This is a genomic window from Microvirga sp. KLBC 81 (genome assembly GCF_003075415.1).
Lineage (GTDB): Bacteria > Pseudomonadota > Alphaproteobacteria > Rhizobiales > Beijerinckiaceae > Microvirga.
Genome location: NZ_QDAH01000044.1, coordinates 1 through 21385, shown reverse-complemented (window position 1 = coordinate 21385; position 21385 = coordinate 1). Strand labels below are relative to the sequence as shown.

The following is a 21385-nucleotide window of genomic DNA, read 5'->3' as shown; positions in this document are numbered from 1 at the left end:
ACCAACAATGACAAATCAGGCACCCCTCAAGGATATACGCGTTTTGGATCTCTCCCGCTTCATTGCGGGCCCTTTCTGCGCCATGCAGCTCGGCGATATGGGGGCCGACGTCATCAAGGTCGAGCGAAAGGGTCTTGGCGAAGATACGCGCACGATCGAGCCAAAGGTCGCAGGCGAAAGCCTGTACGTGATGATGTACAACCGCAACAAACGCGGCCTCGCACTTGATTACAGACACCCCGACTCCATCGCGATTCTGAAGGATCTGGCGGCCAAGGCCGATATTCTCGTCGAAAATTTCCGCCCGGGAACGCTGGAGGCCATGGGCCTCGACTGGGAGACCCTCCATACCCTCAATCCACGCCTGATCGTGGTCCGCATTTCCGGCTTCGGTCAGGATGGCCCCCATGCGCGCAGGCCTTGCTTCGATGTCATTGCGCAGGCATCGAGTGGTCTCATGTCCATGACGGGGCCGGCCGACGGACGCCCAACGATGGCGGGCACGTTCTTGGTTGATTTCACCACGGGCCTTTACGCCACGATCGGTGCCCTGAATGCTTTGAGGGCACGCGAGACAACGGGTCTGGGGCAGGTCGTCGACGTCTCGCTGATGGACAGCGCCGTGTCGTTCCTGATGACCGCGATTCCCGAATATCTGCTCCTCGGCCGTGAAGCGACCCGCAACGGCAGCCGGGACCGTTACACTGCTCCTGCCAACAACTTCCAGGCTGCCGACGGCGAGTGGGTCCATATTTCGACCGGTAACGACACGCTCTTCCCCCGCTTTGCCAAGAAGGCTGGCCTCGAACACCTCCTGGGCGACCCGCGTTTCTCGTCGGCAGCAGCCCGCATGCAGAATGTCGATGCTATCGAGGCGGAGGTCGCAGCCTTCGTGGCTGCCCATACGTCGGAAGATGTGGTCCGGATGATGGACGAGGCGGGCGTGCCCTGTGCGAAGGTGGCCCGGATCAGCGATGTCGTGAATAACCCTCAGCTTCACCATCGCAAGCAGATCATCGAGATCGACCACCCGACGATTGGCAAGCTGCCCATGCATGGTGTTACCGTCAATCTGTCCGAAACGCCCGGTGCCATCCGTCGCCCGCCACCATCCGTCGGCGAGCACACGCACGAGGTTCTTGCCGAGTGGGCGGGCTATGACGAGCGGCGAATCGCACAATTGGAAGCGGCGGGCGCGATCTGAGGCCTGCAATCCCGCAGAAAGGAAAGCGGTATGCGCAAGCCTGCCGATATCCGTGGCATTATATTCGATTTTGACGGAGTCATTCTCGACTCCGTCTCGCTCAAGACAGAGCTGTTCGTGCGATGCTACGGCGATCAACCCAGCGAAGAGCAGAAGGCTCACATTCGCGAGTATCAGGCGCTTCATGGAGGTGTCGGACGCGGAGAAAAGTTCACCTATTTCGAACGTACTCTCTTCGACCGGGAGCCCACCCCGGAGAGCGTTGCCCGGTTGTCCCGGCTATATGGTGAATTTCTGGCGGCTGAGATCGAGGCTTGCGGCTACCTGCCGGGCGCCCTGCCCTTCCTGACGACCCTTCATGGCAAGATCCCGCTCCACCTCGTCTCCGGCACCCTGCACGAGGATCTTGTCAGGATTCTCGAACAGCGGGACCTGACCCGCTTCTTCAGATCCGTGATCGGTTCTCCAATGCGCAAAATCGATGCTTTTCGGAGCATCGTTGAAAATGAAGGTTATGATCCCGCGACTATCCTGGCGATTGGCGATGCCATAACGGAGCTCGAGGCAGCAGAGTCTGCCGGCACTCAATTCATCGGGATCGTTGCTCCGAGGGATGAGAACCTGTTTCCTCCAGGAACGACCATCTACCCAGACCTCGCGAGCCTCCATGCCGAGTGGCCGAGGCTCGCCACCCCGACCGTCTAGAGCATCGGACCCAAAAGTGGACTTGCACTTTTGGGAACAATCCGATGCTCCCTTCTCTAGAGAGCGCATCGTTGAAGCGTAAAACCGGGTCCACTTTTCCGCACGATGCGCTAGCAAAAGATCAGGTGCCGAGCGGCGCTGCCTCTCCGCTGCGCCGCGACAAGGCCGCAACCCGGACCTTCGGCTTTCCGTTCGCCGCAATTCCCGTGGTGCCGCGAACCACAAGGCGGGTTGGGAAGATGAGGGTTTGCGGCTCAAGCGGCTCCTTGCTCTGGATGCGCTTCATCAGCAACTGTGCCGCCGCAGCGCCCATGTCGCGCTTTGGGAGGTGAATGGTCGTCAGGTTGATCCGGGAGAAAGAGGCCAGAGCGATGTCATCGAAGCCGATCAGCGAGACATTACCCGGCACCTCTATTTGGCGCTCGGAAGCGGCGTTGAGAACGCCCATGGCGCTCATGTCGTTGCTCGCCAGGATCGCCGTGGGCGGCTTATCAAGCTCCAGAAAGCGCATCGCGGCAGCATATCCGCCCTCGATGCTGTAATTGCCGGAGAAGATCAAGTTGGGATCATTGTCGAGCCCGAAGACGCGCACCGCATGCAGGTAAGCGTCGAACCGTTCCTGCGCCGTCGACGATTCATGAGGCCCGCGGATGAAAGCGATGCGCCGATGCCCGAGATCCGTCAGATGCCTCACGGCATCGATCACGCTCGTCAGATTGTCCGCGCCCACATAGTCATCCGCGTAGCGGTGCGACCGCCGTTGCAGCAGGACGAAGGGCGTCCCGGCGGACAGAAGCTGGCGCACCGCCTCCCCCTCGCAATGCTGTGAGATCAGGACCATGCCGTCAACTTGCTGGTCGAGGAGCGAGCGCATATGAGCAATCTGCCTTCCCTCGTCGCCATCCGTGTTGCACAGAAGGAGCGTGCAGTGCTCGCGGAAGGCGACATCCTCGATCCCGCGCACGAAATCGGGCGAGGCGGGGTTGGCGACATCCGCGATAAGAACGCCGATCGTGAAACTGCGCTGCATCCGCAAGGAGCGGGCGAACTTCGATGCCCGGTAGCCGAGCTTGGCGGCCGCCGCGAGAACGCGCTGCTTGGTCTCCTCGCTGACGTTGGTCTTTCCCGCAAGAGCATTGGAAACGGTCGAGACGGATACACCGCATTCACGCGCGACGTCGTGAATGGTGGCGCGCTTTCTCTCGGAACCATCCACCTCGTCATTGAGATCCATATCCCGTCTACCCTTGGACATTTTCGTTCTTAGACATTTGGAACCACCCGATGAGCAAATCAGAATCGCGATCCAAATGTATCGGCGGGGCTAACCACCTCGAACGATATAAGATTTCTCACGTGTCGGTTAGAACGTTTTTCGAATGTTCCTCATCCGATTGAGGTATTCTATAAAAAATTTTACTAAAATCTACCCTTCCGGTGTAGAGGTGGAGGCTGGCCGAGCCTACCCTCTCCGGGCCGAGCCCCAACGCGACAGACATCCTTCCGGAGAATGCATTCGGTGACCGACTGGTATCGACCGGCGCTTCCCTGGTGGATAACCGCGATCCCAGGTTCCTGGGCATGAGGAGGCGAACTGATGCCCCGGCTGGCTGTATCGAAGTCTTGAACTTATGGGCCATTAGAGCATCGTGCGGAACCGCAGGTCCGCGTCAGCGACCCGAAGGGCCGCGTCAGCGAAAAGTGGATCCGGTTTTCCGCGCAAACGATGCTCTCATTGAAGGAGAAAGCATCGGATGGGTCCCAAAAGTGCAAATCCACTTTTCACGTCCGAGGCTGTATCCCGCCGGGGATCGCCATCGCGCCGGCGACGGCCAAGCCGATGGTCCTGATCTGCTGGTTCTCGGCAGCCTGTTCAATTCCGGGCTGCCCTACCGCCCAGATTCTGCATCGGGGCCGTCCATAGGCCCATCACAGATGTCCACAGAGGCCGCCGGCATGCCTCTTAAGCTCGCCGACAGCCTCGTCTTGCTGCTCGCCGGATCGCCGGCCCTGTTTCGACCGCCGATGGGCTCCTTACTTGGGATGCACGCAGGACGCCCAGCCCACTGCCGTGAGCTTCGAATCCGAGGCGCGACGCACCCAAATTTCCAGCTCGACCTTCTGCCGGCCATTGGCCTCGGGCGTCACATTGGTCACGATGCCGGAGATCTCGATGGGATCGAAGACCTCCAGAGGAGAGATGAACTTGACCTGCATCCAGCCGCCGGTGAACCACGCCGCTCCGAAAACCTTGGCCATCAACTCCGCCATGAGTCCAAACTGCTGCTGGCCCTGCACGATCGGCACACGAAGCTCTGCGGCCCGCGCGATATCCAGATCGTTATGCGTGTTGCGGACATACTCGCCGATGCGCGAGAATACAGCGGTCTGTTCGAAGGTCACTGTCTTGGGCAGAGGCTTCAGAACATCACCTGGACGTGTCTCGGCATCGACCTTTTCGATAAAGCGCGGATTGTCCGGGATCTCGCCCGTCACCTTACGCTGAGGTGTGTCGCTACCGCGACCGGCGATGCGTCCAGGAACAGTGCGCAGGATCTCGACTCCACGATGCCGCACGATGCTGCGGCCATCCTCGCCAACCGCCTGCGCCTCCATCACCACGTACCCCTGTCCACGGCGCTCATAGGCTTCCGTGTAGGTGCCCGACATCGTCACCTTTTCACCGAGCTTGACGGGGCTGTCGAACCACATCTGCTCCTCGGTGTGGAAGCCGACAGTCTTGCTGGCGCGGTATCTCGTCGTGAACAGCTGGACAAGATCATTTCCCAGCAGGGCGGGTTGGCCGATCCGCGCCCCTCCGAAGGGGCTCGCCTCCAGATACCATGGCGAGTAATCGTCCTGCGTGAAGGAGAACCGCTTGATCTTGTGATCGTCCACGGTGATGGTCACCGGTCCCAGAGCCTCTGGGATCTCCAGATTCTCGAAAACCGGCTCTTTCAATCCGGCTTCGAGGTCGTCGACCTCGGCGGCGCGGCGAGGATCGGTGAGATCACGCCAGGGCAGAGATGCATCAGTTGAACTCGTCATGTTCTGGTTCCTTTTTCAGTTCCACTGTGGTGGAAGTTCGCAAACCCGATAGTCATCCGTTGCTGCTTATCGGGGACCTGCAGCATGGGCGCATGATCCCAAGGCTCATGCACTCCGTCCCCTTCAATGAGACCGTGGCAGGAGCAGCTGCCTCGGATCGATGCGCTCCCGGATCAGGCGAAGCTCTTCCGCTGTGGGAAGCTGGGTCTCAGGCACCGATGTCAGATCGCCCACGTCGAAGCCTGTCGAGTCCCTCACCTCCTCATGCGTCACGCCAGGATGGATGGAACGTACCTTGATCCGGCCGCGGACCTTGTCGAAGTCGAATATGCACTTCGGAGTCACGACCAGCTCGGGTCCACCCCAGTCGAGCCCCAGCTCGCGGCGGCCCTCAAGACCGCCGGGGTATCCGACGCCGGACACATAATCGACCTTCTCGACGAAGTTCCGCCGGTCATGATGCGGCATCATGATGTATTCCCGCCGGAACAGAGTCATGTGCTCGGGCTGAAGAATGGGGCCGACAAGGCGGACCTTCGGGCGATCATGCTCTCCGATGCAGACGCTGTTGATGTTTCCTGCGACGTCGACCTGAACGGCACTGCTGAATCCGAAGCTGATGTCGCCGCGCTTCAGAACCCATTGCCCCGGGTAATCATAGGTCTGTGCCTCGGCCGGAAGGTCCCGCAGCAAAGCGTCGTGCTCGGAATCCGGCATCGCATCGAGCTGACTGAAATCAGGATTGTGATAGCAGCCGGCCAGAAGAAGAGTGAGGTTCGGAGCGTGAGTCAGGCGCGCAAGCTCCATGGCGACGATGGGGACTGCCGTTCCGAAGGTCGCTGCGGCCTGTCCGGTCAGCAAGCCTGTGAAGCCGACTTCTCCATCGGCGAAGTCCCGCGCGAGAGCCGCCGCCAGTACCTCGTAGAGTGTTGCCGGTGTGTCGGTCATAGGAGCGAATCCATATCTTGTAGGTCGGCCAAACGTCCCGGACCGATTGCTTCTGCGTAAGCGCCCTGGTCGGGGAGCCGGTAGACATAGTCATCAAGGTATTGGCGGAATGCTTCCTCTGAACCTGATGCTTCCGCGTATTTGGCGAGGTGCACCTCATCCGCCAGGTAACGTCCGAGAACAGGCGTCGGGTGAGCGCCGTAAGGGGCATGCACGACGGCCTTTGTTCGGTAGGACGGTATTTCCACAAGCCTCGCATGCCGGCGAATGAACGAATTCGAGACGATCTTTTCCGCCGTGACGATGACCTTGTCGCATGAGCGCGCCATCAAGACATCGCCGCTCTGCGGCAGCAGGCGCCGTGCCGGAATGACGACATTTCCGCGCTCGTCCGCCGCGATGGCGTGGATGACGACGATATCGGGTTCGGCAGCAGGCACCGCGAAGAGCGGACGCCCTGTCATCGGGCAAGGAAACTTCCTGATGTCTTTGTTATGGGTAACGACATCGTTACCGCCGAGAAAAGGGATGGGCCAGAACTTGAGGCCTTCTTGGCTGGCGCGGAAGCGGTCCCAGCTGACCATTTCAGGATAGTCGACCACCTTGAGATCTCCCCGCTCCGCGGAGCGGCGGAAGTTCCGCGCGAGGCCGAACTTCTCGAGCCCCACATACGACGTTTCGACCTGCTTGATGCATCCCGCTGCGGCAAGCATATCGACGTCATAGGAATTGGCGGTTCCAACGATGGTCAGGTCGCGACGGGCTTGGCGGATGAGCTCCCGGACGAAAGCCATGGGTTTCTGGTACACGGCGAAGCCACCCAGCGCGATGCGAGATCCATCGTGCACCATGCTCGCGGCCTCGGCCATCGATATCAGTTTTGAACTCGGTGTGCTCATTCGGCTATCTTCTGTCTCATCTGGATATCAGCACTGTTGTTTCCCGGAGACGCCCAGACGCTGGCCATCCTGGCTTGGATCGCGTCGATGCCTCGATGTATGGGCGCCATGGTCATCTGCGACACAGCTCTTGCACTGCGCTGCACGTAACCCGCCTTCCGCTACCCTGCTGCCTGCTGGCGCCGCAGCATGCTCCACCATACGGCGAGGATGATCACCAGCCCCTGGGCGATGAGGAAGATGATCGGATCAAGGCCATTGAGAACCATCCCGTTTCGCAGGACAGCGACGAAGAACACACCGAGGATCGTTCCGATGATGCGGCCCGCTCCGCCGTTCAGGCTTGTGCCGCCGACGATGACCGCCGCAATGACGTCGAGCTCCATCAATTCACCGACTGTCGCACTGCCGGCATTCAACCGACCCACGAGCATCATTCCGGCCAGAGCGGCGAGAAGCTGGACGATGACCAGCACGGCGATCCTCAGGCTCCCCACGCGGACGCCATACCGGGACGCGGTGACGGCATTTCCGCCAACAGCGTAAATATGCCTGCCGAAGCGGGTCTGGGTCAGGACGATCCAGCCGGTCGCGATAACGATGAGCATTGCCCAAACCGGCACGGGAAGCCCAAGCACATGTCCGTACCAAACGAATGCGAGTGAGGATGGCAAGGGACCGATGGTAAGACCCTCGCTGATATAGAATGCGGTTCCCCGCAGCGCGGACAATAGTCCGAGCGTCGTGATGAACGTTGGAATGGCCCAGACGACGCGCAGCATTCCGGTGAAGCAGCCGACGAGGGCCGCCAGTGCAAGAACCGCCAAACAGGCGACGGACATGGGTAGGCCGGCCTGCACGACCAGCAGCGCGAACAGCGTTCCCGACAGACCAACCATGGCGCCGACAGACAAGTCGATCTCGCCTGCAATAATGACCATCGTCATGCCGACAGCAATGATGGCGATCACCGAGGTCTGCTGCATCAGCGTGACGAAATTTTCGGCGCTAAAGAAGTTCGGCGCCGTGAAGCTGAAGACCGCGACCAGGAAAGCGAGAGCAATCGCAACGCCGATCTCCGCCCGCCATGAGCTCAAGTCAAGTTTATGACGATTGGCCTGCTGTGTCGTCACTGAGACGTCTGTTGCCATATTGCTCATTCTATCAACCCACGCATCGTCTTCTGGGACAGCACCGGATGCAGGTTCTGCATCCGGTGAGAGTACCGAAGCATCTTCAGTTCGAGAGCGACTTCACGAAGTCCAGGTACTCGTTGACCGCCTTCGGATCATCGCGGGTGTACAGGCGCGCCGGCACATTGATATGACGCGGCAGCTTCTCGCCACGGAAGGACTTCGCGGCCGTCTCCACGGCAGTGTAGCCGATCAAGTAGGGCTGCTGATCGGAAACGGCCTGCAGGGTGCTCGAGGGATCCAGCAGCATCTGCGCCAATTCTTGGCTCATGTCGATCCCATAGAGCTTTGCCTTGGCATTCGAGCGGCGAGCTGCGGCAGCAGCGCCGGACAGAGCACCGGAGTTGGAGACCCAGATCATCTCGGTTGCCGGATTGCGCTGCAGGATGTTCTCAAAGGCGTTGGCCCCCTGTTCCGGCGTTGCCGCAGCCACTTCGGCCACGTATGTCACGTTTCCGCCTTCCAGGGCAGAGACGACACCACTCCGGCGGGCCTGCATGTTCGGGTTCGTCGGGGGAAGAGTGATCAGTCCGACTGTGGTTGCCGCGCCCGACTTGGCATCGATCAGCTTGCGCATTTGCTTGCCGACCTCGCCCGCAAGCTGCCGGCTATCGACACCGACGGTGTGGCTCGAGATGGATTCGTCCACAAGGCGGGTATCGTAGTCCACGATCATGATGTTGCGGCTCTTCGCCCGCTGCGCAGCAGCGGCCGAGGCCTGCGTGTCCAACGGCGGCATGACGATGATGTTGACACCGCGGGTCGCGAAGTCTTCGATGAGTTGCCCCTCGGTCGCCAGCTGCCTGCGGTTCAGGCCAATCTGCAAGTCGACCCCGAGCTTCTTGGCGGCATCGTTCATGCCACGCTCGACCTGCTGCCAGTACTGGGAGTCGCGAGCATAGATGATGCCGCCGACCTTGAGACGCTCCTGCGCCTCACCGGCGGGCGCCAAAGCTATTGTCATGATCGACGCAGCGAGCGCCACAATCATTTTCTTCATGGTGTCCTCCCTTCTATGCGACGAGACGTCGTGATCCCGCATTCTGTGCCCTGACCGCACCGGACTCAGTGGTAGCCCTGAGGCCGCAGCGGCCCCCTGCTGATGCTGGCTGGCGGGGGCTCTTTTAAAAACGTTTTTTAAAAAACGTTTCGATAAAAAAGCACAGCAACCCGGCTTCGTCAACACCGCTCATGCGGCATTCTGTTAGAAGGCGCTGGTGAGATTATTCGGCGGAGGCGGCGGGCGAGGCCGTCCTCACAAGTGCCAAAGCTTGTGCGGCTGGTTTCCTCGCCTTGCCGATGGGCTTCCCGGCTGGCGCCACAACCGACCCTCGTATGATCAGCTTTGTCGGAAGGACGATCTGCTGCGGGCGTGACGAAGGCTGCCGGATCTGTCTCATCAACAGTTCCGCGGCTGCAACGCCTATGTCCCGCTTTTGCAGCTGGATCGTTGTCAAATCGATTCGCCGGAATGACGCCAATGATATATCATCTAGACCAATGACCGAGAGGTCGCTCGGCACGGTTAGGTCCGCGTCCAGGGCAGATTGGATGATCCCGAGAGCATTGATGTCGCTGCTGGCCAGAACGCAGGTCGGGCGCCGGCGCATCGCACAGAAGTATCGCCCCGCCGCGACACCGCCGTCGAAGGTGTAATCGCCACGATAAATCAGGTCCTGTTCGACCTTCAGCTTCAGTCTGTCCGCCGTCGTGAGGAAGGTCTCGAGACGCTCCCTCGCAGCACTCGAGTCGTCTGGCCCCTGTACGAAGGCAATCCGCCGGTGACCGAGCGAATAAGCATAATGAATGGCTTGGCTCAGACCCTTGCAGTTGTCGGATCCGACGTAATTGTCCTTGTGTCTTGCGCTGCGCCGCTGAACCAACACGAACGGAACAGAGGCGTCCAGAAGCTCGCGCACCTTAGCCGATGTGCAATGCTGGGAAATGAGGACCATTCCGTCGACCTGCCGGTCGATCAGCGTATGCATATGCGAAAGCTGCTTCTCCTCATCTCCATCCGTATTGCAAAGCAGGAGTGTGCATTTCTCGCGGAGGACCACATCCTCTACGCCCCGCACGAAATCTGCGGAAGACGGGTTTGAAACGTCTGCAATGAGAACGCCAATAGTAAAGCTTCTCTGCATTCGCAGCGCGCGTGCGACAACGGAGGCTCTGTAGCCGAGCTTTTCAGCAGCCGCCCGCACGAGAGCTCGCGTCTCGTCGCTCACATTGGTCTTGCCCGCCAAAGCGTTGGACACTGTAGACAGAGCGAGACCTGTCTCCTGCGCCACATCTTTGATCGTGACACGCTTCTTGTCTCTCATTTCGTCATTTCCCGTTGGTCATTCACGACCACAAAGAACCCGATGATCAACGAGACTCCATATTGACGGGGTCGCCACCGATTGTATATGTAAAAAATGAAACGTTTTTTGAAAAACGTTTTTCAATTGCCAGCGTCTCAAGCCCTGTTGTGGGCTCGACACGGCCGTTTTCGAGCGGCATCGCGAACAAGGCCTGCCCGCCGACGACGGGCTCAGGCAAGAAATCGTATTGGGAGGGTTGCCGAATGCGAACGGTACACAGTCACGTTTCTTGCTGTCGGAAAGATTTTGGCATGGAGGCGGCACGATGACACGACCGGTTCTGCTCGAAGCTTCCGACATCAAGAAGAACTATGGGGCCGTCCAGGCGCTCCGCGGCGTCGATCTGACCATCCGAGCGGGCGAGACGATTGCCCTCGTCGGCGATAACGGCGCCGGCAAAAGCACCCTCGTCAAGATTCTCTCGGGAGCGATCCGTCCGTCTTCAGGAACGATCAAATTCAATGGAAAAGATGTTTCGATCTCATCGACTGACGTTGCTCGCTCCCTGGGCATCGAGACCGTGTACCAGGACCTCGGGCTCTGCAATAACCTGAATGTTGCAGAGAATATCTTTCTCGGCCGCGAGGAGATCCGCAAACTCGGACCGTTTTCCTTTCTCAACAAGAGGGTTATGAGAGACAAGGCAGCGGTCGCGCTGAGCGGCCTTTCAATCAACACCCCCCATCCCAACGCGAATGTTGCAGGCCTGAGCGGCGGTCAGCGTCAGGCCGTGGCCATTGCCCGCACCAAGCTGTGGCGCAGCGGCCTCGTCCTGCTTGACGAACCCACCGCTGCACTGGGTGTACAGGAGACGAAGCGTGCGATGGATGCGGTTCGTCAGCTTCAGGCGGAGGGTGTCTCCATCGTCCTGATCACCCACAACATGCCCATGGTCAAGGAGATGAGCCAGCGTGTCGTGGTTCTCAGGCAAGGCACGAAGGTAGGCGACGTTCCTACATCCGCAGCCTCCGGCGACGATATCGTCTCGCTGATCACGGGCGCGCGGCAGCAATGGATCGAAGCCGCCTAAGCTCACAAGGGGTCAGGTATCTCGACAATGGCGACACATTCCAAAATCGTCTCTCTCGAAGAGGCGATCAGCACTGTTCCTGACGGAGCTTCCCTCACCGGAGGAGGGTTCGCGCACTCACATCAGCCCCTCGCCTTTTTCCGCGGGCTCATCAAGGCCGGGCGTAAGGACCTCACGCTCATGGGCGTTGCCGAATGCTGGGTCGCGGAATTTCTGGCCGCGGCGGGCGTTCTGAAACGCGCCTACTTCTCGAACTTCATGTTTGAGGGATATGGCCGCTGCCGGCGCTTCTCCGAAGGCGTCGAGAATGGAACGATCGAGGTTGAGGATCACAGCCATTTCGGCATGGTGATGCGCCTGATGGCAAGCGGGCTCGGCCTCCCCTTCATGCCGCTGAAGGCAATGGCCGGTACCGATATTCTCAACCAGCCAGGATTCGAGGAACCTGGGGAGAAGGCCCGGTTTCTCCCCTCGCCGTTCGGGAACGGCAATGTCACCGTCGTATCCCCTCTTCAGCCTGACTTCGCCATCATTCATGCGGCGCGTGCGGACAAACACGGAAACGTGCAGCTCTTTGGCACGACCTCTGTCGTGGAAGAGCAGGCCAGGGCCGCGAGGACCGTCATTGTAACGGTTGAAGAGATTGTCGACACGGATGTGATCCGGGAGCAGCCATCGCTCACGATCATCCCCGGTTTGATGGTCGACATGATCGTGCACGTTCCGTATGGCGCTCATCCCACCGGCGTCTACGGATATTATGAGCACGACAGCGAGCATCTGGCGGAATATTACCATGCCTCCCGTTCGCCGGAGGACACTGCGAAATGGCTCGACCGCTGGGTTTTCAGGATGTCGGACCACTGGAGCTATCTGGATACGGTCGGAGCGCGAAAGCTCCTGAGCCTTCGGGTGGACCCGCATCTTGGCTATCTTAGCAAGGAAAAGACCGATGCCTGAGATCAGCCCTGACGAATACATGGCTGTAGCCGCGTCGCAGGAAATCGGGGACGGAGAGACCGCCTTCATCGGCACCGGACTTCCCATGGTGGCGGCTTATCTGGCGAAGGCCACGCATGCTCCGCGTGTCAATCTCGTCTTCGAGTCGGGCATCATCGATCCGGCTCCCATCGAATTGGCGAGCGGCGTCGGCGATTACCGTCTTGCCTACGGTTCGACCAAGATCGCAGGCACCTTCTACGCATTGAGCCTTCTGCAACAGGGAAAGGTCGATATCGGGTTTCTTGGGACCGCCGAGATCGACCGGTACGGGAACCTCAACTCGACCGCCATTGGACCCTATCGGCGGCCCAAGGTGCGCCTGCCGGGCAGCGGTGGCGCCAACGATATCGCAAGCATGGCCAAGCGGTTCGTTGTTATTTGCCGCGTGGATCGCAAGCGCTTCGTGGAGAAGCTGAATTATCTCACGACACCTGGCTTTCTCACCGGTCCAGGAGCCCGTGAGGCCGCGGGACTTCCAGGTGCCGGACCTGTGCGTGTCATTACGGACCTCGGCATTCTGGGATTTGACCCCGTGACGAAGAAGATGCAGATCGAGCAGTGCTTCCCGAGCATAACGCCAGACAGGATCAAGGAGAACATCAGCTTCGAGATTTCCGAGGCGCCGTCCATCAAAGAAGCGCCCCCTCCCAGCTGCGAGCAGCTTCACTTGCTTCGAACGCAGATCGATCCGGATGGGGTCTACGTCAAGCATCCTTAGGACACACGCGCCGAAGCAGAGCGAGCGGAAGATCAAAATGTCGACTGGAAGAGGTAAAGTCCTGACGCCATCCGAGGCTGTTGCCTTGATCAAGGATGGCGATCTTGTCGCAATTGGAGGCCACGCGACGCGAGGTCGTCCAATGGCACTCGTGCGCGAAGTCATCCGGCAGGGTCGAAGGCGGCTTCACATCGCCGGAGTGAACAACAGCATCGATGTCGACATGCTTGTTGGAGCTGGATGCGTCGAGACCGTCGAAACGGCCGATGTCGGAATGGGTGAACTCGGCGTCGCGCAAAACTACCGTCGCGCAAACAAGAGCGGATCGATTCAGATCATTGACCATTCTGAGAAGACTGCGGTGGGCCGGTTCCATGCAGCCTCGATGGGAGCTCCCTATCTTCCGTTGAAAATGGAACCTGGACGCGACCGTCTTGCGAAGAACCCCCATCTGAGGCCCGTCACAGATGTCTTCACCGACGAGCCGTGGATGGCCGTCGAGGCTATACGTCCAGATGTTGCAATCATCCATGGGCATACGGCTGATGAGGAGGGTAATGTTCAGTTGGATCAGGAGGGCTTGCATCTCAGCTCCTCGGACATCCTGATTGCCAAGTCAGCCAGGACGGTCATTGTTTCCGTGGAACAGATCGTCAGCGCCGAAGCTATCAAGAGCCGCCCTGCCAATACGATTTTATCAAGTTTGGAGGTTACGTGTGTCGTTGAGACACCGTATGGGGCACACCCTTGCAGCTGCGACGGCCGATACACGCATGACCAGGAGCATCTCGATCGCTATATCACTGCTTCCGCAACAGCGGCAGGCTTCGAGAGATGGCTCGGCGACTACGTAAGATCGCCCGCTGATCACTATGACTATCTCAAGTTTATTGGCATGAAACGTCTGATGGAGATCAGCACAAAAAGGCTCACTCGCCAATAAACAACCCGTACTAGCGCCTCGTGCTTAGAAAGTGGTCCCGGTTTTCCGCACGATGCTCTAGCTGGGCATGAGAGGCTCGCTCGGCGTTCTCTCGCAGATCCACTTCATGGACTTCCGCGCACGTTGAGCGAACGGCTCGTCGAAGTCATGTGGCTCCGTGATTGGCAGCTGCAGACAGATGCTCTGGGCCGGCAGGACCTGGCACCAGTCGTGGATCAGCTGTTTGTACGTCCGCCCGACCGCCCGGATGTTGCGGTCCAGGTCATACAGGCCGAGCGGGTTGACGGTGCCGTTCTCCTCCCGCAGGGCGGTGTCCCAGTCGACCTGATCGGTGAGCGAGTACCACGTGAATCCCACCATCGGGACACCGGAGTTGCGCACCCGCAGGACGTTGGACCACTCCTTCCAGAGCCACTTGACCGCCTCGTCGCCGCGCGGGCCTTCTTTGACGTTCGTCTCCGTGTGCATGACCGGCAGCATGTAGCGGTCGTGGTACTGTCGGGTGATCTCGGCATAGCCGAAGACTTCGTCGGAGGTGCTGGTGTGCCCGTTGGCCGAGACGAGGTGCTCGTTGGTCACGTAGTAGTCGTTGCCCATGACGCAGTGGCGCTTGAGGTTGGCCCGCATGAAGAACTCGTATTCCGCCCGGCTCATGCCGTTGTCCATGAGATAGACGAACATGTCCGAGTCCACCCGCCGGCTGTAGTTGAGGTCGAGCGGGAGAAAGCGGCGGGCGTTGTAGAACTCGGCGAACGGGATCGCATTCGGGCAGTCGGGGTGGAAGTGCTCCGAGGACTCGCTCTGGATGAAGATGGCGTCGGCGCGGACGTCGAGGATCGTCCCCATGGCCAGCACATTCGCCTTGACGATGTGTTTCAGGGCGGTGACGAAGGCCTGATCGCTCGACAGCTGCTCGTTCCACCAGCCATAGGCCGCCGAGAACACGGCGCAGACGAACATCTCGTTCACCGGCGTGTAGAACTGGACCCAGGGAAAGCGCTCGGCGAAAGCCTGCGCATACCCGGCGAAGAGCTCTGGAAAGTCGGGGTTCTGGAAGTCGCCGATCCAATCTGGAACCCCGAAATGGCACAGGTCAACGATCGGCACTATATTGCGACGATGGAGTTCGCCAAAGGTGAGATCCGAGAAGCTCCAGTCATAGCGCCCCTCCCCCAGCCACGTCGTGTGGATGGGCGGGCCGTAGCGGAGATAGCGGATGCCGACCTCGTCGAGCAGGTCGAAGTCCGTCCGCCAGTTCTTGTAGTGGCCGCACTTTTCCATCTCGTCGATGCGGGTGCGGCCGCCGTTGATGGTGGGATAGCTGTTTTCGATCCCGGTCGCGAACAGAAACGTTGAAGCGGTCATGTTCGGTCACCTGTGCCCTATTCGATTTCGAACTCGATACAATTTGATCTTCACGGCTTGGTCGGTCAAAACCTGTTTGTCCGTGAACAGGCTGATCGACACCGTAGCGACGACGCTGAACAGCAACCGCCTATTGCGACAGGGGCTCGCGCCGGGCTCTCGCCAGAACGGAGTCCTTTGCCAGAAACGAGTGGAGTTGGGCCACCACCTGCGCCCCCTCGCCTACCGCCGCGGCCACGCGCTTCACGGAGCCGGAGCGGACGTCCCCAATGGCGAAGACGCCATCGAGGCTCGTCTCCAAAGAGCGCCGGCCGGGAGCCACATCGCCCCCGGTCAGAACGAAGCCCTTCGGGTCCAGCGCCACACGCGCCGAGTCCAGCCATTGCGTGTTGGGAGAGGCTCCGATGAACAGGAACAGGTGGCGGATCGGACGGCGGACCTCCTCGCCCGACGCCAAGCGCCAGCGGACCGCCTCCAACCGGCCGGGCTGCCCCTCAAGGCCGGTGATCTGGGCCTCGGTGATGATTTCCACATTGGGAAGGCCTTCGATCCGATCGACGAGATAGCGCGACATGCTCGCCCCAAGATCCCGCCCCCGAACGAGCAGCCACACCTTCGCCACCCGGCCGGCAAGGTAGACCGCTGCCTGACCCGCCGAATTGCCGCCGCCGACGAGGGCAACCTCCTGTCCGGTGCAGAGCTTCCCTTCCAAAGGCGAAGCCCAATAATGCACGCACGCGCCCTCGAACCGTTCCAAGTCAGGCACCTCAAGCCGCCGGTAGCGGGCTCCCGTGGCGATCACGACCGACCGGGCGCGAACCCGCTCGTTATTGAGCAGGCTCAACACGTAGGAGCCGCCTCCCAAGGTATCTTCGCCTTCGATGCCGACGGCCTCGTCCGGCATCGCCATCTCGGCTCCGAACTTCTGCGCCTGCGTGTAGGCGCGGGCCATCAGGGCCATGCCGGTAATGCCGGTCGGAAAGCCAAGATAGTTCTCGATCCGCATGGAGGCGCCCGCCTGCCCACCAAAGGTCCGGCAGTCGAGCACCAGGACCGAGAGCCCCTCCGAGGCCGCATACACCGCGGTGGCCAGACCAGCGGGCCCCGCACCTACGACGGCCACGTCATAGACCCGGTCCGGATCGAGCGGCCCCACCAGTCCAAGGTAGCGGGCCAACTCGGCCTCGCTTGGGTTGCGAAGCAGCCGCCCGTCCGGGCACAGGACGATCGGCAACTCGCCGGGATCGACGCCGAACCGCTCGACGATGGCCCGCGCCTCCGGATCGGTATCTGGATCGAGGCTCTGGTGCGGGTGAGCGTTCCGCGACAGGAACCCACTCAGACGCAGCACGTCGCCGTGGTCCGTCGGCCCGACGATCACTGGTCCTCCGACACCCCGCTCCAGCAGTCCCATGCGGCGCAGGATCAAGGCACGCATGATTCGCTCGCCGAGTTCCGCCTCCGCGATCAGCACGGCCCGCAGCTTCTCGGGCGGGATGATCAGGGCCTCCACCGGCTCGGTAGCCGTGGCCTCCACCAAGGCGGGCCGACCCGAGAGTTGGGCGATCTCGCCCATGAACGCCCCGGCCTCATACGTCGTGATCAAATAGCGCTGATCACAAGCGTGCTGGGTGATCTCCACCCGGCCGGCCAGGATCACCGCGAGGCCGCGCCCGACCTCCCCGATTCGAACCAGGGTCTCGCCCGACCGGTAGCGGCGGACCTCGCCAAACCGGCGCAACCGATCGATCTCGGCCTGCTCAAGGATGGGAAACGCCTGCTCCCGGCGGGTTTCGACGATCGAAGGTCCTGCGGCAGCCATGATGGGCCTCGTCCAATCGGGAGCCAAGCTCTACAGCATCGGACCCAAAAGTGGATTTGCACTTTTGGGATCCATCCGATGCTTTCTCCTTCAATGAGAGCATCGTTGCGAGCGGAACCGGAGGTCCGCGTCAGCGAAAACCGGATCCACTGTTCCGCACGATGCTCTAGAGCCTCGGACCAAAAGTGGACTTGCACTTTTGGGCTTGATCCGATGCTCCCTCCATAGAGCAGCGCATCGTCGAAAGCGGAAAACCGAGTCCACTTTTTAAGCACGATGCGCTAGCTCATCTGCCGCCGGTAATCCCGGGGCGAGCGGCCGGTGACCTGCCGGAACAGCGCCGAGAATCGGCTCAGGCTGCCGTAGCCGACCGTGGCGGCAACATCGCTGACGGACAGCGCCGGCTTGGCCAGCAGCGTCTTGGCCTGCTCGATGCGGCGGGCCATCTGATAGCGGTGCGGCGGCTCGCCGACGGCTTCCTTGAACGCCCGGCAGAAGTGGTACGGGCTGAGCCGGGCGATCGCCGCCAGCTGGGCCAGGGAAATGTCTTGGTGGAGGTTTGCCTCGATGTAGTCGCACACGGCCTTGCACTGCCAGCTCGCCAGCCCTCCCCTCACCCGGGGCCGCCGCTCGGCGCGGCGGCTCCGCGGCAGGTCAATCGCCTGACTGTGCATGATCTCCGACAGCAGAACCACCGCGAACGACTCCACATACATGCGCGAGTACATCTCCGGTTGCGCCAGGATCCGGTCGAGCTGCAGCATCATCTGCGCCAGAAATGGATGCTCGAAGAACAGCATCGGGACCAGCTGATCGATACCGTCATCGGGCCAGGTGCACACCGACGGATCGATGTAGGCGGCCGTGAAGGTCATGGAGCCTGCTGCCGGTTGCACCCATCCCCGCAGACGGTAGCCGGCCGGGACGAAGATCAGCTTGCCCCGGGCGTCCCTCAAGGTGGAGCGCGGCAGGTCATCCACGATCATTTCCCCGTCCCTGCAGCTGGCGTTCAGCAGCACGAGGTAGTGGCGGCTGCTGTGGAGACTGAAGTCGTGCGGCTTGGGGCGCAGCAGGACGATGTGTTCGGCCGCCAAGGCGTCCCAGTGGTGGTCCAGCCGCAAGCTCTCACACTGCTGGCGGTTGTGGAACCTGAGGTCGACAGCATCATCCGGGCCCATGTGTGCCTCCCTGTTTCCTGGAAAGCCACGCAATACTCGTCGAGCTGCTTTACCCGCTACCCACGCATTTCGGTGATTCACGGACCAATCGTACGCCCTTGGGCAGGTCTTGTCTCCGGGATTTCCCGAACGGATGTAATCAAATAAACGGCACCACTCCGCACCGCGTTCAAGGGCCAACACTCCCTGGGAGCTTCCGAGCCGCCCCAGCGGGCTAATGCAGAGGCTCAAGCTGCGATGGTAAATTTCTCTTAGCGCATCGTGCGGAACCGGAGGTCCGCGTCAGCGACCCGAAGGGCCACGCCAGTGACCCGAAGGGCCGCGTCAGCGAAAAGTGGACCCGGTTTTCCGCGCATAGCGATGCTCTAGTTTAGGTCCACGAACGGAGTCGCTTGAAGTTCCAGCTCCTCGGCGCGAACCGCAAAATTCCGCAATTGGCGGCCGATTTCGGCAATCGCGCGCTAACGCCGAGTCGGCAACAGGCGGTATTTTCTCCTGCGGCGGCAGGAAAAATGCGCCCCAAGCCGCTGCCTCTGGCACAGAGCCCGATCAGGCATCTGCCGCGATGGACACCTGCGGTGCGAGGTCATCGCCCGTTTTGGCTCGGGCATGTGCTCAGGGAGTGAACATGTCTCCCGCGCAAGCTGAATTCCAAGGAGCTCGACATGAACAGTACTCAGGTCCTCAGCGAAACCGCAACCCAGACCACGAGCGCGCGGGCAGTCGACATGAAGTTCGAGGTCGTCGTCATCCCTGTTGCGGACGTCGATCGCGCCAAGGACTTTTACAGCAACCTCGGTTGGCGGCTCGACGCCGACTTCGCCGCCGGTGACGACTATCGCGTGATTCAGTTCACGCCGCCCGGCTCCGGGTGCTCGGTCATCTTCGGCAAGAACGTGACGGCGGCGGCCCCCGGCTCCGCCCAGGGACTGTACCTCATCGTCTCCGACATCGAGGCCGCCCGCGACGAGCTGCTCCGTCGCGGCGTCGGGATCGGCGAGGTGTTCCACGCCGGCGACGTGTACGCTGGCACGGACGAGCCCTACCTATTCGGGCGGCTGCGGGTGAGCGGTCCGGATCCGGAGCACCGCAGCTACCGCTCGTATGCCTCGTTCAGCGATCCGGACGGCAACGGCTGGCTGTTGCAGGAGGTCACCGAGCGCTTGCCCGGACGCGTGGAGGCGACCGATACGACCTTCACCTCGTCGACCGAGCTCGCGGCTGCGCTCCGCCGTGCGGCGGCCGCGCACGGCGAGCACGAGAAGCGGATCGGCCACCATGATGAGGGCTGGCCGGACTGGTACGCCGAGTACATCGTCCGGGAGCAAACGGGCAAGCCGCTGCCGTCATGAACAGTGGCCCGGTGGTCTACTCGCTTTGGCTTTCGGAAAGGATCGGCGTGCCGGCCTGCTGAAGGACGCCGCTGCGATCCTCGGCGCGGCACTCATCGCGGGAGCGTATCATGAACCAGTTCTTCGACGCCATCGTCATCGGGGCCGGACAGGCCGGACCGTCCCTGGCCGGGCGTCTGACCACCGCCGGAATGAAGGTCGCGCTCGTCGAGCGCAACCTGTTCGGCGGCACCTGCGTTAACACCGGCTGCATGCCGACCAAGACGCTGGTCGCCAGCGCCTACGCGGCCCATCTGGCCCGGCGAGGCACCGAGTACGGGATCGCGATCGAGGCTCCGGTCAGGATCGACATGAAGCGGATCAAAGCCCGGGCCGATACCGTCTCGACGAATGCCCGCACGAATGTCGAAAAGTGGCTGCGCGGCATGGACGGCCTGACAGTCATCGAAGGGCACGCCCGATTCGAGGGTCCGGATGTCGTCCGGGTGGGCGAGAGCCTGCTGGCGGCACCCCGCATCTTCATCAATGTCGGCGGCCGCGCGAGCGTGCCCGACATGCCGGGTGTCGGCATGGTCGACTATCTCACCAACACCTCGATCCTCAAGCTCGATACCGTCCCGCGGCACCTGGTTGTGATCGGCGGCAGCTATATCGGGTTGGAGTTCGCTCAGATGTATCGCCGTTTCGGCGCGGAGGTCACGGTCGTCGAGATGGCGCCGCGGCTGATCGCCCGCGAGGACGAGGACGTGTCCGAGACGGTCCGGGAGATCCTCGCCGATGAGGGGATCACAGTCCGCACCAGCGCCATGTGCATTGGGTTCAAGCCGCATTCGGACGGTGTGGCGGTCGACGTCGATTGCACGTCCGGGGCGCCGGTCGTGGTCGGTTCGCATGTGCTGCTGGCAGTGGGGCGCCGGCCTAACACGGACGATCTCGGCCTCGACAATGCTGGGGTCGCGGTCGATGCCCGGGGCTACATCGAGGTGGATGACAGGCTGGCCACCAATGTCCCCGGCATCTGGGCCCTGGGCGACTGCAACGGCCGCGGAGCCTTTACCCATACGGCCTACAACGACTACGAGATTGTGGCCGCCAATCTTCTCGACGGCGCCGAACGCCGGGTGAGCGAACGTGTGCTCGGCTATGCGCTCTACATCGATCCGCCGCTCGGACGTGTCGGCATGACCGAGGCCGAGGCGCTCAAGTCAGGCCGAAAGGTGCTTGTGTCCAAGCGCCCGATGACGCGGGTCGGACGTGCCATCGAGCGAGGCGAGACCAAGGGCTTCATCAAGATCGTCGCCGATGCGGACAGCAAACAGATCCTCGGCGCTGCCGTTCTCGGCGTGACCGGCGACGAGGTCATCCACGGCATCCTCAATATGATGAATGCCGGAGCAGCCTATCCGACGCTGCAATGGGCGGTGCCGGTCCACCCCACCGTCTCGGAGTTGATCCCGACCGTGCTCGGCGATCTCAAACCTGTCGAATGATGGAAGCTTCCCATGACCAAGATCTTGGTCGTCTATTACTCGTCCTACGGTCACATCGAGACGATGGCGCAGGCCATTGCGGAAGGCGCGCGCGCGGTGCCGGGCACCGAGGTCGCCCTCAA

At 61.2% G+C, this 21385-nt stretch carries 21 protein-coding genes; 10 read left to right on the top strand and 11 right to left on the bottom strand.

The window, feature by feature from the left end:
* Positions 1–7: 7 nt before the first annotated feature.
* A complete protein-coding gene (locus DC522_RS22045; RefSeq protein WP_116530774.1) occupies positions 8–1204 on the top strand; it encodes a CaiB/BaiF CoA-transferase family protein in 1197 nt (398 codons plus the stop codon).
* Positions 1205–1234: 30 nt separating this feature from the next.
* Positions 1235–1909 carry an HAD family hydrolase gene (locus DC522_RS22040; protein WP_116530773.1) on the top strand — a complete coding sequence of 225 codons (675 nt, stop codon included), beginning with the start codon at positions 1235–1237 and terminating at the stop codon, positions 1907–1909.
* A gap of 121 nt (positions 1910–2030) precedes the next feature.
* Here DC522_RS22040 and DC522_RS22035 read toward each other — a convergent pair whose 3' ends face one another.
* The 8 genes from DC522_RS22035 to DC522_RS34980 form a co-directional block, all read right to left on the bottom strand.
* The gene (locus DC522_RS22035; RefSeq protein ID WP_116530772.1) at positions 2031–3164 is read right to left on the bottom strand and encodes a LacI family DNA-binding transcriptional regulator; all 1134 of its coding nucleotides are present in this window, start codon (positions 3162–3164) and stop codon (positions 2031–2033) included.
* A 779-nt stretch (positions 3165–3943) separates the two neighbouring features.
* Positions 3944–4957, bottom strand: a complete 1014-nt coding sequence (locus DC522_RS22030) for a MaoC family dehydratase (protein WP_116530771.1) — start codon at positions 4955–4957, stop codon at positions 3944–3946.
* A 123-nt stretch (positions 4958–5080) separates the two neighbouring features.
* Positions 5081–5905, bottom strand: a complete 825-nt coding sequence (locus DC522_RS22025) for a CoA-transferase (protein WP_116530770.1) — start codon at positions 5903–5905, stop codon at positions 5081–5083.
* On the bottom strand, positions 5902–6804 hold the full coding sequence (locus DC522_RS22020; RefSeq protein WP_116530769.1) for a CoA transferase subunit A: 903 nt from the start codon (positions 6802–6804) through the stop codon (positions 5902–5904). The genes DC522_RS22025 and DC522_RS22020 overlap by 4 nt, the downstream gene beginning before the upstream one ends.
* A gap of 161 nt (positions 6805–6965) precedes the next feature.
* Complete coding sequence (locus tag DC522_RS22015; protein ID WP_165820249.1) at positions 6966–7955, bottom strand: ABC transporter permease; 990 nt, start codon at positions 7953–7955, stop codon at positions 6966–6968.
* A gap of 85 nt (positions 7956–8040) precedes the next feature.
* Positions 8041–8997, bottom strand: coding sequence for a sugar ABC transporter substrate-binding protein (locus DC522_RS22010; protein WP_165820248.1), 957 nt, complete (start codon positions 8995–8997; stop codon positions 8041–8043).
* A 223-nt stretch (positions 8998–9220) separates the two neighbouring features.
* Entirely contained in the window at positions 9221–10321 is a 1101-nt protein-coding gene (locus DC522_RS22005) for a LacI family DNA-binding transcriptional regulator (protein ID WP_116530766.1), read from the bottom strand.
* Between the two features lie 46 nt (positions 10322–10367).
* Positions 10368–10541, bottom strand: a complete 174-nt coding sequence (locus tag DC522_RS34980; protein WP_165820247.1) for a hypothetical protein — start codon at positions 10539–10541, stop codon at positions 10368–10370.
* An 87-nt stretch (positions 10542–10628) separates the two neighbouring features.
* Between DC522_RS34980 and DC522_RS22000 the strand changes: the two genes are divergently transcribed.
* From DC522_RS22000 to DC522_RS21985, 4 genes are read left to right on the top strand one after another with little or no spacing between them, the layout of a single operon-like run.
* Positions 10629–11393 (top strand): ATP-binding cassette domain-containing protein, encoded by a 765-nt coding sequence (locus DC522_RS22000; protein WP_116530765.1) that lies wholly within the window; start codon positions 10629–10631, stop codon positions 11391–11393.
* A 27-nt stretch (positions 11394–11420) separates the two neighbouring features.
* Positions 11421–12353, top strand: a complete 933-nt coding sequence (locus tag DC522_RS21995; RefSeq protein ID WP_116530764.1) for a CoA transferase subunit A — start codon at positions 11421–11423, stop codon at positions 12351–12353.
* Complete coding sequence (locus tag DC522_RS21990) at positions 12346–13113, top strand: CoA-transferase subunit beta (protein ID WP_116530763.1); 768 nt, start codon at positions 12346–12348, stop codon at positions 13111–13113. The genes DC522_RS21995 and DC522_RS21990 overlap by 8 nt, the downstream gene beginning before the upstream one ends.
* Positions 13088–14056, top strand: coding sequence for a CoA transferase subunit A (locus tag DC522_RS21985; protein WP_116530762.1), 969 nt, complete (start codon positions 13088–13090; stop codon positions 14054–14056). Before DC522_RS21990 ends, DC522_RS21985 begins: the two co-directional genes overlap by 26 nt.
* 57 nt (positions 14057–14113) lie before the next feature.
* Here the strand turns inward: DC522_RS21985 and DC522_RS21980 are convergent, their stop codons facing one another.
* From DC522_RS21980 to DC522_RS21970, 3 genes are all read right to left on the bottom strand, one after another.
* Complete coding sequence (locus DC522_RS21980; RefSeq protein ID WP_116530761.1) at positions 14114–15421, bottom strand: family 1 glycosylhydrolase; 1308 nt, start codon at positions 15419–15421, stop codon at positions 14114–14116.
* A 130-nt stretch (positions 15422–15551) separates the two neighbouring features.
* A complete protein-coding gene (locus DC522_RS21975) occupies positions 15552–17243 on the bottom strand; it encodes an FAD-dependent oxidoreductase (RefSeq protein ID WP_116530760.1) in 1692 nt (563 codons plus the stop codon).
* A 281-nt stretch (positions 17244–17524) separates the two neighbouring features.
* Positions 17525–18421 carry a helix-turn-helix domain-containing protein gene (locus tag DC522_RS21970; protein ID WP_116530759.1) on the bottom strand — a complete coding sequence of 299 codons (897 nt, stop codon included), beginning with the start codon at positions 18419–18421 and terminating at the stop codon, positions 17525–17527.
* Between the two features lie 392 nt (positions 18422–18813).
* On the opposite strand from DC522_RS21970, the gene DC522_RS34975 reads away from it, so the two are divergent.
* The 4 genes from DC522_RS34975 to DC522_RS36150 form a co-directional block, all read left to right on the top strand.
* The gene (locus DC522_RS34975; RefSeq protein WP_165820245.1) at positions 18814–19047 is read left to right on the top strand and encodes a hypothetical protein; all 234 of its coding nucleotides are present in this window, start codon (positions 18814–18816) and stop codon (positions 19045–19047) included.
* A gap of 39 nt (positions 19048–19086) precedes the next feature.
* Complete coding sequence (locus DC522_RS21960; protein ID WP_116530758.1) at positions 19087–19773, top strand: VOC family protein; 687 nt, start codon at positions 19087–19089, stop codon at positions 19771–19773.
* A 110-nt stretch (positions 19774–19883) separates the two neighbouring features.
* Positions 19884–21263 (top strand): FAD-containing oxidoreductase, encoded by a 1380-nt coding sequence (locus DC522_RS21955; protein ID WP_116530757.1) that lies wholly within the window; start codon positions 19884–19886, stop codon positions 21261–21263.
* Between the two features lie 12 nt (positions 21264–21275).
* The coding region (locus DC522_RS36150) for a flavodoxin domain-containing protein (protein ID WP_371680222.1) at positions 21276–21385 on the top strand (110 nt) is incomplete at its 3' end.

Excerpts from the sequence above, each read along its gene's own strand:
- DC522_RS21995 (WP_116530764.1), top strand. The coding sequence starts at position 11,421 with ATGGCGACACATTCCAAAATCGTCTCTCTCGAAGAGGCGATCAGCACT.
- DC522_RS22000 (WP_116530765.1), top strand. The coding sequence starts at position 10,629 with ATGACACGACCGGTTCTGCTCGAAGCTTCCGACATCAAGAAGAACTAT.
- DC522_RS22020 (WP_116530769.1), bottom strand. The coding sequence starts at position 6,804 with ATGAGCACACCGAGTTCAAAACTGATATCGATGGCCGAGGCCGCGAGC.
- DC522_RS21960 (WP_116530758.1), top strand. The coding sequence starts at position 19,087 with ATGAACAGTACTCAGGTCCTCAGCGAAACCGCAACCCAGACCACGAGC.
- DC522_RS21975 (WP_116530760.1), bottom strand. The coding sequence starts at position 17,243 with ATGGCTGCCGCAGGACCTTCGATCGTCGAAACCCGCCGGGAGCAGGCG.
- DC522_RS21985 (WP_116530762.1), top strand. The coding sequence starts at position 13,088 with ATGGGGTCTACGTCAAGCATCCTTAGGACACACGCGCCGAAGCAGAGC.
- DC522_RS22035 (WP_116530772.1), bottom strand. The coding sequence starts at position 3,164 with ATGTCCAAGGGTAGACGGGATATGGATCTCAATGACGAGGTGGATGGT.
- DC522_RS22015 (WP_165820249.1), bottom strand. The coding sequence starts at position 7,955 with ATGGCAACAGACGTCTCAGTGACGACACAGCAGGCCAATCGTCATAAA.
- DC522_RS22005 (WP_116530766.1), bottom strand. The coding sequence starts at position 10,321 with ATGAGAGACAAGAAGCGTGTCACGATCAAAGATGTGGCGCAGGAGACA.
- DC522_RS21970 (WP_116530759.1), bottom strand. The coding sequence starts at position 18,421 with ATGGGCCCGGATGATGCTGTCGACCTCAGGTTCCACAACCGCCAGCAG.
- DC522_RS21955 (WP_116530757.1), top strand. The coding sequence starts at position 19,884 with ATGAACCAGTTCTTCGACGCCATCGTCATCGGGGCCGGACAGGCCGGA.
- DC522_RS21990 (WP_116530763.1), top strand. The coding sequence starts at position 12,346 with ATGCCTGAGATCAGCCCTGACGAATACATGGCTGTAGCCGCGTCGCAG.
- DC522_RS22040 (WP_116530773.1), top strand. The coding sequence starts at position 1,235 with ATGCGCAAGCCTGCCGATATCCGTGGCATTATATTCGATTTTGACGGA.
- DC522_RS22030 (WP_116530771.1), bottom strand. The coding sequence starts at position 4,957 with ATGACGAGTTCAACTGATGCATCTCTGCCCTGGCGTGATCTCACCGAT.
- DC522_RS22045 (WP_116530774.1), top strand. The coding sequence starts at position 8 with ATGACAAATCAGGCACCCCTCAAGGATATACGCGTTTTGGATCTCTCC.
- DC522_RS21980 (WP_116530761.1), bottom strand. The coding sequence starts at position 15,421 with ATGACCGCTTCAACGTTTCTGTTCGCGACCGGGATCGAAAACAGCTAT.
- DC522_RS22010 (WP_165820248.1), bottom strand. The coding sequence starts at position 8,997 with ATGAAGAAAATGATTGTGGCGCTCGCTGCGTCGATCATGACAATAGCT.
- DC522_RS22025 (WP_116530770.1), bottom strand. The coding sequence starts at position 5,905 with ATGACCGACACACCGGCAACACTCTACGAGGTACTGGCGGCGGCTCTC.